Raw genomic sequence first — 2,652 nt, forward strand, 5'->3', positions numbered from 1 at the left:
TGACGACGGACACGAGAGACTGCCCGTAGGCGGTCACGAGGGTGCCCGCTGGCGGACGTGAGAGTTGCCCGCTGGCGGTCATGGGATCTGCCCGACACGACATTGTTTCCCGGCCCGCTTGGGCGGTTCGGGGCCCCTCCTCGGGTGCGATAGCGGTGCTGAAGCGCCCATCGCCCCGAGGAGGGACAACATGAAGTCTGCCGAGGAGATCATGGAAATTCTCGAAGCGTTTGATCTGACAGGGTCCTATCGGGATGCCGGCGAGCTCGCCGGGGTCTCGCATCACACTGTTGCCCGCTATGTGACTGCTCGTGATGCGGGCCGGTTGACCGACAAGCCGGCGGCCCGGCCGCAGCTGATGGATGAGTTCATGCCGAAGGTCGAGGAGTGGGTGGAGCGCTCGGGCGGCAAGATCCGCGCGGACGTGGTCCACGAGAAGCTGCTCGCGGTGGGGTTCACCGGTTCGGAGCGCACCACGCGTCGGGCGGTGGCGGCGGTGAAGAAGTCCTACCGGCTCGGCAACGTCCGGGTGCACCGGCCGTGGGTGACCGAGCCGGGCCTGTGGTTGCAGTACGACTTCGGTGACGGTCCGGTGATCGACGGGGTCAAGACCGTGCTGTTCTGTGCGTGGCTGGCGTGGTCGCGGTTTCGGGTGGTTCTGCCGATCCGCGACAGGACCGCCCCGAGTGTGTTCGCCGCTTTGGATGTGACGTTGCGCCGCCTGGGCGGGGCGCCGACGTATGTGCTGACCGACAACGAGAAGACCGTCACCGTGGAGCATGTGGCGGGAATGGCGGTGCGCAACCCGCAGATGGTGGCGTTCGCCCGCCACTATGGGGTCACGGTGCTCACGTGCGAGCCCGCGGATCCGGCTTCCAAGGGTGGCTCGGAGTCGACGGTCAAGGTCGCCAAGGCCGACCTGGTGCCCAAGGACACCAACTTGCGCGGTGAGTACTCCTCGTTCGCCGAGCTGGAGGGGGCGTGCGAGCAATGGTGCGAGCAGGTCAACGACCGGGAGCACCGCATCACTCGGCGAGCCCCAGCGCAGATGCTCGCTCAGGAACGGGCCCGTCTGCACACCGTGCCGACCGAGGCGTACACGGTGGCGCTGGGGACCACGCGGCAGGTGCCGGTGAACTCGCCGATGGTGACGTTCGAATCCGGGCAGTACTCGGTACCGCACACGCTGCTCGGCGAGACCGTCTGGGTCCGCGCCCATGGTGCCGGCGCCGGTGAGCAGATCGTCGTGGTGCACGTCGGACCCGCTGGGCCGGTGGAGGTGGCCCGCCACCTGCGGGCGACCCCGGGAAGCCCGCGACTTGCCGATGCGCACTTCCCAGACGCCCCGGCCGGTGCCCTGCACCGCCAACCCCGCGCCCGCAACGCCGCGGAGGCGGCGTTCCTGGCACTCGGTGACGGGGCCCGGCTGTGGCTGACCGAGGCCGCCGCTGCGGGCACGACGAAGATGCGCGTGAAGATGGCCGAGGCCGTCGCCCTGGCCAAGTTGTTCGACCCCGACGAGGTCGACTGGGCGCTCGGGCACGCGGCCCTGCACAACCGGTTCGCCGAGGCCGATCTGCCCTCGATCCTCAACCACCACGCCGCCTCCGGCGCTACCGGGCAGTCGCACTCTGCGGGTGAGGACCGGTCGCTGACCCAGGGCACCGCCGGATGGGCCGCCCTGGGCCAGCAGTCACCACTGGCCACCGATTCTGAGGAGGAAGACCGATGACCACCACCGAGGTTCCGGCGCTGGGTGTGCCGGCCAGTCCGCCACTGCCCGCCGACCTGGACGCCATCCTGCGGCGCCTGCGACTGCCGCACATTCGCCGCCACGCGCCCGAAGTGCTCGCCACCGCCAAGTCCCAACGCTGGGACCCGGCCGAGGTGCTGCGCGCTCTGCTGGCCGAGGAGGCCAACGGCCGTGACCGGGCCTCGCTGGCCACACGCCGCGCCACCGCCGGATTTCCCACCGGCAAGACCTTCGACGCCTGGGACGAGTCCGCCTCCTCGATCCCTGCACCGACTCAACAGGCGTTGCGGACGCTGGAGTGGGTGCATCGCAAAGAGAACCTCGTGGTCTGCGGACCCTCCGGGACCGGCAAGACATTCCTACTCGAGGCGCTCGGACAGCAAGCCGTCGAGCAGGGGCTGAAGGTCTCCTGGTTCACCCTGGAAGACCTCGGCGTGCTGTTGCGCAGGCACCGCGCCGACGACACCGTCACCAAGGCCATCGCAAAGATCCTGCGCGCCGACCTGATCATCGTCGACGATATCGGACTGCTGCCGGTGGCCACCGACGCCGCCGAAGGGCTTTACCGCCTGGTGGACGCCGCCTACGAGAAACGCGCCATCGCGATCAGTTCGAACCTGCACCCGGCCGGTTTCGACGAGCTCATGCCCAAGACCATCGCCACCGCGACAGTGGACCGGCTCCTGCATCACGCTCACGTCTGCCAGACCAGTGGCGACTCCATCCGCCTCACCCAAGCACTCGCCGGCCAGGGGGTGAGGCCCTTGACCTGACAATCCCGGGACCGGAGATGGCCAGCCCCTGTGGGCAGATCCCATGGCCATCTCCGGGCAGATCTGGTGACCGTCACCGGGCAGGTCTCACGACCGCCCCTGGGCAGAACTCAATGGCCCTTGACA

Annotated in this window: 2 protein-coding genes; both read left to right on the plus strand. The window is 68.9% G+C overall.

The genetic code is table 11. The features are described from left to right. Positions 1-190: 190 nt before the first annotated feature. Positions 191-1,732: an IS21 family transposase gene (gene istA, locus Q9R39_RS24495; RefSeq protein WP_259851982.1), complete on the plus strand. Its 1,542-nt coding sequence runs from the start codon at positions 191-193 to the stop codon at positions 1,730-1,732. After that, on the plus strand, positions 1,729-2,526 hold the full coding sequence (gene istB / locus Q9R39_RS24500) for an IS21-like element helper ATPase IstB (RefSeq protein WP_061230105.1): 798 nt from the start codon (positions 1,729-1,731) through the stop codon (positions 2,524-2,526). The genes istA and istB overlap by 4 nt, the downstream gene beginning before the upstream one ends. Positions 2,527-2,652: the final 126 nt, after the last annotated feature.

This window comes from Gordonia sp. AC31 (assembly GCF_031844505.1).
Taxonomy (GTDB): domain Bacteria; phylum Actinomycetota; class Actinomycetes; order Mycobacteriales; family Mycobacteriaceae; genus Gordonia; species Gordonia hongkongensis.

Excerpts from the sequence above, each read along its gene's own strand:
- istA (WP_259851982.1), top strand. The coding sequence starts at position 191 with ATGAAGTCTGCCGAGGAGATCATGGAAATTCTCGAAGCGTTTGATCTG.
- istB (WP_061230105.1), top strand. The coding sequence starts at position 1,729 with ATGACCACCACCGAGGTTCCGGCGCTGGGTGTGCCGGCCAGTCCGCCA.